The organism is Magnetospirillum fulvum MGU-K5, assembly GCF_000442515.1.
GTDB lineage: Bacteria > Pseudomonadota > Alphaproteobacteria > Rhodospirillales > Magnetospirillaceae > Phaeospirillum > Phaeospirillum fulvum_B.
In genome coordinates, this window is sequence record NZ_AQPH01000045.1 from 21,492 (window position 1) to 28,517 (window position 7,026).

General features: G+C 61.8%; 4 protein-coding genes. 3 read left to right on the plus strand and 1 reads right to left on the minus strand.

Features of this window, described 5'->3' with window-relative positions:
* Nucleotides 1–73 precede the first annotated feature (73 nt).
* The gene (locus K678_RS11725; protein WP_039852960.1) at nt 74–2,530 is read left to right on the plus strand and encodes a glycogen/starch/alpha-glucan phosphorylase; all 2,457 of its coding nucleotides are present in this window, start codon (nt 74–76) and stop codon (nt 2,528–2,530) included.
* A gap of 53 nt (nt 2,531–2,583) precedes the next feature.
* Here the strand turns inward: K678_RS11725 and K678_RS11730 are convergent, their stop codons facing one another.
* On the minus strand, nt 2,584–4,026 hold the full coding sequence (locus tag K678_RS11730) for a TolC family outer membrane protein (RefSeq protein ID WP_021132670.1): 1,443 nt from the start codon (nt 4,024–4,026) through the stop codon (nt 2,584–2,586).
* 237 nt (nt 4,027–4,263) lie between these two features.
* Between K678_RS11730 and K678_RS11735 the strand changes: the two genes are divergently transcribed.
* Both K678_RS11735 and K678_RS11740 read left to right on the plus strand, forming a co-directional pair.
* Nucleotides 4,264–6,291, plus strand: coding sequence for a 3'-5' exonuclease (locus tag K678_RS11735; protein ID WP_021132671.1), 2,028 nt, complete (start codon nt 4,264–4,266; stop codon nt 6,289–6,291).
* Between the two features lie 144 nt (nt 6,292–6,435).
* Nucleotides 6,436–6,858 carry an RrF2 family transcriptional regulator gene (locus tag K678_RS11740; RefSeq protein WP_002727730.1) on the plus strand — a complete coding sequence of 141 codons (423 nt, stop codon included), beginning with the start codon at nt 6,436–6,438 and terminating at the stop codon, nt 6,856–6,858.
* Nucleotides 6,859–7,026: the final 168 nt, after the last annotated feature.

Genomic DNA, 7,026 nt, shown 5'->3' on the forward strand with positions numbered 1-7,026 from the left:
CTATGCTTTAATCCGCGCATTCCTGTAGGGACGGGCGGAGATTGGGGATCATATGGCGGGCGGGAAAAAATCGATGAATAAAGTTAAGCCTGCGGTGGCGCATTCGTCACGCGACGATGTCGAAGCCCTGAAGACGGCGATCAGCAGCCATCTTCTTTATACCGTTGGCAAAGAAGCCGTCAGCGCGACCGCGCGCGATTGGTTCCTGGCGGCGGCCCATGCGGTGCGCGATCGGGTGACCCAGGGCTGGATGCCGACCCTGAACGGGTATTACCGCGAGGATTCGAAGCGGGTTTATTACCTGTCGATGGAATTCCTGATTGGTCGCACCCTGGTCAACAGCCTGATCAATCTTGGTCTGTACGATTCGGTGCGCGAGGCGCTGGCCGAACTGGGGCAGGATTTCGAGGAAGTCGCGGCCTGGGAGGTCGAAGCCGCCCTGGGCAATGGCGGCCTGGGCCGTCTTGCCGCCTGCCTGCTCGATTCGATGGCGACGATCGGAGTCGCCGGGTTCGGCTATGGCATCCGCTACGATTACGGCATGTTCACCCAGCATATCGAGCATGGTTGGCAGGTCGAGAGCCCGGAAAACTGGCTGCGCTATGGCAACCCGTGGGAATTTCCCCGTCCGGGCGTGATTTTTCCGGTCCGCTTCGGCGGTCGCGTGATCCATTTCCGCGACAGCCGGGGCTTTAATTGCAGCCAGTGGGTCGATGCCGAAGAGGTCATGGCGATGGCCTATGACGTTCCGGTTCCCGGCTTTGGCGGCAAGAGAGTCAATAATCTCCGGCTGTGGTCGGCGAAGTCGACCCGCGAGTTCGACCTCAAATACTTCAATGCCGGTAATTACATCGAGGCCGTTCGCGACAAAAACGAGTCCGAGACGCTGTCAAAGGTGCTCTATCCGTCGGACACGACCGATCGCGGCAAGGAACTGCGCTTCAAGCAGGAATATTTCTTCGTTGCCGCCTCGATCCAGGACATCCTGGCTCGCTTCCGCAAGAGTCATAGCGATTGGGAGAAGCTGCCCGACAAGGTGGCAATCCAGCTCAACGACACCCACCCGGCGATGGTGGTGGCCGAACTGATGCGGGTGCTGGTTGACGAGCACGAATTGCCGTGGGAGCGAGCCTGGGAGATTACCCGGGGCTGCTGCGCCTACACCAACCATACCTTGTTGCCCGAGGCGCTGGAAACCTGGTCGGTTGATCTGTTCTCGCGGGTTCTGCCGCGTCACCTCGAAATCGTCTATCAGCTCAATCACGAGTTTCTGCAAGGCGTCCGTTATCGCCATCCTGGCGATGCCGAATTGCTGGGCCGGGTGTCGCTGATCGCCGAAGGCGACGACCGCCGGGTGCGGATGGCTCACCTTGCCGTGATCGGTAGCCACAAGGTCAACGGCGTCGCCGCGATCAATACCGGCCTGATGAAAAGCACGATCTTTTCCGATTTCGAGCATCTCTCGCCCGGCAAGATCATCAACCTCACCAACGGCGTGACGCCCCGGCGCTGGATGCTGGCCTCGAACCCGCGTCTGTCGGCGCTGATCACCGAAAAGATCGGCGACGGCTGGTACACCGATCTCGATCAGTTGCGTAAGCTTGAGGCGTTTGTCGACGACCCCAAATTCCGCGCCGCCTTCGCCGAGATCAAGAACGCCAACAAGCGCGATGTCGCGGTGATGATCGCCCAGCGCCTCGGCATCGAGGTCGATCCTACCTCGCTGTTCGACGTCCAGGTCAAGCGTATCCACGAATACAAGCGCCAGTTGCTCAATCTGCTGCATGTCGTCGTGCGCTATTCCCGGATTCGCGCCAATCCGCTGCTGGAATCCCAGCCTCGGACCGTGATCATCGGCGGTAAGGCAGCCCCCGGCTATCACCTTGCCAAACTGATCATCAAGCTGGTCAACGACATCTCCGAAGTCGTCAATAACGACCCGTTGGTGGGGCGGCGGCTGCGTCTGGTGTTCCTGCCCAATTACAACGTCTCGACCGCCGAACTGGTGATGCCCGCCGCCGATCTGTCTGAGCAGATTTCCACGGCCGGGACCGAGGCGTCGGGGACCGGCAACATGAAGATGGCGATGAACGGGGCCCTGACCATCGGCACCTGGGATGGCGCCAATGTCGAGATCTGCGAGGAAGTCGGCGAAGACAACATGTTCCTGTTCGGGCTGACCGCGCAGGAAGTCGCCCGTCATCGCGTTGACGGCTATGACGCCTGCGCCGCGGTGCGGGCCGATAAGGAACTGGCCGCAGCGCTGGACATGATCGCGAACGGGTTCTTCTCTCCCGACGACCCCGATCGCTATCGTGCCCTGATCGATACCCTGACTGTCGGCGGCGATCACTATCTGCTGACCGCCGACTTTGCCCAATATGTGGCGGCGCAGGAACGGGCCGACCGGACCTATGCCGATGCCGATGAGTGGACCCGTAAGGCGATTTTGAACGTCGCCCGGATGGGGAAGTTCTCGTCGGATCGGACCGTCGCGGAATATGCCCGCCAGATCTGGCGGGCCTTGTAGGCTGTCGTCTCCGAAGCGCGGGCAGCAGCCCGTGCTTCGGGGCGCAATCCCCATTACTGATCGGCGCGGTCGGCCATCAGGCTGCGGACCCGTTCCAGCATCGCCGAATTTGATGCATTGACTTGGGCCGAGGCGGGGGGTCGGCGCGGGGAATTCATCGCGTTTCGGTCGACCGGGGCCGGGGGCTTGTCCCGTTTCAGGCTGTCGATCTCCAGCCGTCCCATCACCGCCAGCAATTCATAGGCGGCTTGATACATGTCGAAATAGGCGCTGGTGTAATTGATGCGGGCGTCGTTGATGCGGGTTTCTTCGTCCATCACTTCCTGGACGGTGGCTTTTCCGGCCTCGCGCTTGCGCTTCTGCGCTTCCCAGACTTCCTCGGCGATATTGGCGGCATTCTCGAGCAGATCGAGACGCTGGCGGGCGGTTTCCAGCTTGAACCAGGCGGTGCGGGCCGCCTCGGAAATCTTGCGGCTGGTCTGAAGCCGGTTGTCGCGGCTGGCGGCATGATCCCACGAGGCCTGGGCGACCTGGGCATTGGTCTTGAAGCCCGAGAACAGTTCCCAATTCGCGACCAACAGCACCGACCAGTCGCGACGCACCCCGATTACCGCGTTCTTGCCGTTCTCGTAATCGCTCCTTCCCACCAGATCGAGGGTCGGCCAATAGCCGGCCTCGGCCCCGCGTCGCCGTTCGTCGGTCAGGGCAATGCTGCGGTTGGCGGATTCGAGGGTCGGGTTGTTCTTTTCGGCGGCGGCAAGAACGTCGTCGATGCGGTCGGGAATCTGATCGAGCGGCATCGGCGGCTCGGTCAGGCCAGCAACGTCCGGGGCGTGGCCGAAGACCTGAGTGTAACGGGCGACGGCGGTATGAAACCCACCTTCGAAATTGACCCGCCGTTCCTTGGCGATCTGAAGGCGCTGTTTGGCCGCCAGTACGTCAGAGGTGATGCCCGATCCCTTGCGGACCCGTTCATCTTCGAGGTTGAGCTGTTCGGCGACCTTGCGCTCGTTTTCGCGCGACAACGCAACCAGACGGGTTTGCCGCAAGATGTCGAGATAGGCGGTCACCCCTTCGAGGAGGGTGGTCTGGCGGGTGGCGTCAAGGTCCGAGGTCGAGATGTCCTGGCTGATCTTGGCGGCATCGACCGCCGAATCCGTCGAGAACCCGTCAAAAATCTTCTGGGTCACGGTCAGGTTGGCGGTCTGGCGCTGGTCGTTGAATGCCCGGCCCTGGATCGCACGGCGGTCGGGGCTGTCGATATATTCGTTGCCATGGTCGCCGCCGACCCGGACGGTGGGATAATAGCCGGAACGGGCAGCGCGAATCCCTTCCTTGGCAGAATTGACCGCCTTGGTCTTGGCCTGAATCTGCGGATGGTTGGCAAGGATGTCCTGAAGCTCGTCCTCCAGGCTTGCCGCATTGGCGAAGGGAGTGCCAGCAAAGAAAAACAGGGCAAGAACAGAGACTGCCCGTCGACTGCATCTAATAGCCATTGCCCCCCGCCCGGCTAACAACATTCGCGCAAGAGAACTTATAGCATTCGTCGAGGTGAAGTCGATAAATATGTCAATAGGCCAGTCTGGTGCTGCCATCCCGCCAAGTCGTCTCCCCTCTCGTTCCCGCGAGAGTTGGATGGCGGATCGATCAGCGGGGTTGACGCCGCCGCCCGCAATCGGCGTGATAGGAGAGCAGAGCTTTCCATCCGCCATCCTTACGAGGAGACGCTGTTCGTGCCGGTGAAGTGGCGGGGTCCCTTTCCCTGGCTTGCCGCGGCGTTCGCCGCCAATGTCGCGGTGATCGTCACCGCGGGCACGATGCTGTCGCGTGGGCCGCTGGTGCCCGAATCCTTCACCGCGCTGATTTTGGTCACGCTGGCCGGATCGGCCACCTTGTTCGCGGTGTCCTGGAAAATCGTCGATTTTCTGGTGATGCGGAGCATCTGCAAGATGGCGGCCGAGGTGCGGGCGATCGCCTATGGCGGCGAGCGATCCGGCATTGATCCCGAACGCTTCGCGATGATTTCGCCTCTGCCCGAAGCGGTCAACGAGATTTGCGCCCGGATGGTCCGGGCCCGGTCGGAACTGGCCGCCGGTCTGTCGGCCGCAACCCGCCGTTCCGAAGAGAATTCCAACCGGCTGGCCGCGATCCTTAACGATCTGCACGAAGGAGTTCTGGTCTGTAATCAGCGGCATCAACTGGTTTTGTATAACGAAGTCGCGTTCGACATGCTGCGCGCCACGGCAGAATTGGGGCTGGGGCGCTCGCTGTTCGAGACGCTTTCGCGTGAGCCGGTGGTTCATATCTTTGATCGTCTTTGCGGTCATCTTGACCGTTCGGCCCGTGGTGTTCCGTTCCTGGCCGGGACGATCGACGACCGGATGCTGTTTCAGGCGCGGATGAGCCTGATCCGGACCGGAGCCGGGCCGGTGACCGGCTATGTCGTCACTCTGGTCGATGCCGCCCCGCAACTGGCCGGTCTGGCTGGTCGGGCCGACTTGCTGCGCGAGGCTGCCACGACGATCGAGGCTCCGCTGGCCCGCATTGCCGTCGCCGCCAGCGAGTCCCCTTCGGTGCAACGGGAGTGTCTCGACGTCAGCCGGGCGGTGCGACGACTGACCGAAGGCTATGACCGTTTGCTGTCATCCTGGTGGCCGATGGCCGATATCGTTTCGACCGAACTGCTGTCGTTCGTCTGTTCGCGGTTGGGCAACGATATTTCCGCGACGGTGATCGGGCTCCCGGTCTGGCTGCATGGGGATTCGCATTCGCTGGTTCTCGCCATCGAGGCTTTGGTGCGCCGTACCGCCGAGCGTTTGGGGATTGCCTCGGTTGATCTGTCGGCCGGAGCCGAGGGAGAGACCGCCTGGGTCGGCTTCACCTGGGTGGGCGGAATGATCGAATTGGCCGAACTGGAAGAATGGCTGGGTCAGCATCTGTCGGCGCTGGGGGGGATCACCTTGCGCGACGTGCTGCTGCACCATGCCGGAGCGGTTCCCGAACTGCGCCGTACCGAAAGTGGCGGCGGGGTTCGCCTGCCGGTTCCCAAGGCGGTGGAGACGCGGCGGTCCGAACGTCCGGTGCTGCCGTCGCGGCCCGAGTTCCACGACCTGTCTTTGCTGGAGCAGGCCCGTGAAACCGGCGCGCTGGGATCGCGTCCGCTGAAATCGCTGAGTTTCGTCGTGTTCGATACCGAAACCACCGGATTGCAGCCCTCGCAGGGCGACCGGATCGTTTCGATTGCCGGGGTGCGGATCGTCAATGGTCGCATTCTGTCGGGGGAAAGCTTCAACCGGGTGGTCAATCCCGGACGGCCGATCCCGGTCGAATCGATCCGGTTCCACGGCATCACCGACGCGATGGTTCGTGAAAAGCCGCCCGCCGAAGTGGTTTTGCCGCAATTCCATGCCTATGTCGCCGATTCGGTCCTGGTCGCGCACAATGCCGCCTTCGACCTTAAATTCCTGCGGATGAACGAACAGGCGCTGGGGCTGCGGTTCGACAATCCGGTCCTCGATACGATGATCCTGTCCAGTTATCTCGACGGCGCCGAGTCGGGCCATTCGCTTGATGTCATCTGCGAACGCTATGGGATCGCGATCACCGACCGTCACACCGCTTTGGGCGATGCGATGGTGACGGCGGCGGTCCTGTTGTGCCAGATCGAGGCGTTGGAGGGGCGCGGGATCGTCACCCTCGACCAAGCGGTCAAGACCTTGGACATAGCCCGTATCCTGCACGACCGTCAGAGGGTGCTGTAGCGATGCTGCCCAGCGTCGCGGTCGGGTCTGGCCTGCGTTAAAAATCAATAGGCTCGGGGCAAAAACTGAGGTCCGATGGCTTGACCGGACCGCGACATTCCTCCAGCATGGCGCCGCCATTCCACGACGCAGAAAGCGAGGCCGATGCGCCTAACCTTGCACACCGATTACGCGCTTAGGGTCATGATTCATGTCGGAATGCGCGATGGTGATCTGGTGACGATCACCGAGATCGCCGAGTGCCACGGCATCTCGAAGAATCACCTGACCAAGGTGGTGCATCATCTGGGTCGCGTCGGCTTTCTGGAAACGGTTCGGGGCAAGCATGGCGGGGTGCGGTTGCTGAAACGGCCGGATCAGGTCCGTCTGGGCGAATTCATCCGTGCGACCGAGGAAGATTTCGCGCTGGTCCGTTGCATGCGCTGCGACAGCGAAGAGGGCTGCCTTCTTGAAGGGCATTGCCTCGCCAACCGTGCTTTGTCCGCCGGTCTGGACGCCTTCTTTCACGAACTGGACCGATATACTCTGGCTGACATGCTGGAACGCGAGCGGGAAGCGGCGCAATAGCGTCAGACAGTTCCGCTTAGGTGCGATTCGGTGTATCCCTGGAGTCAGCGACTGCCCCCCGGAGACCTCCCCATGTCTACACTGAACGGCGCCGACAACGAGAACGAACTGAGGGTCATCAACGAGTTCCTGGACGAATTGCGCGATACCGCCAGCCAGCTTCAGGTT

Excerpts from the sequence above, each read along its gene's own strand:
- K678_RS11725 (WP_039852960.1), top strand. The coding sequence starts at position 74 with ATGAATAAAGTTAAGCCTGCGGTGGCGCATTCGTCACGCGACGATGTC.
- K678_RS11730 (WP_021132670.1), bottom strand. The coding sequence starts at position 4,026 with ATGGCTATTAGATGCAGTCGACGGGCAGTCTCTGTTCTTGCCCTGTTT.
- K678_RS11740 (WP_002727730.1), top strand. The coding sequence starts at position 6,436 with ATGCGCCTAACCTTGCACACCGATTACGCGCTTAGGGTCATGATTCAT.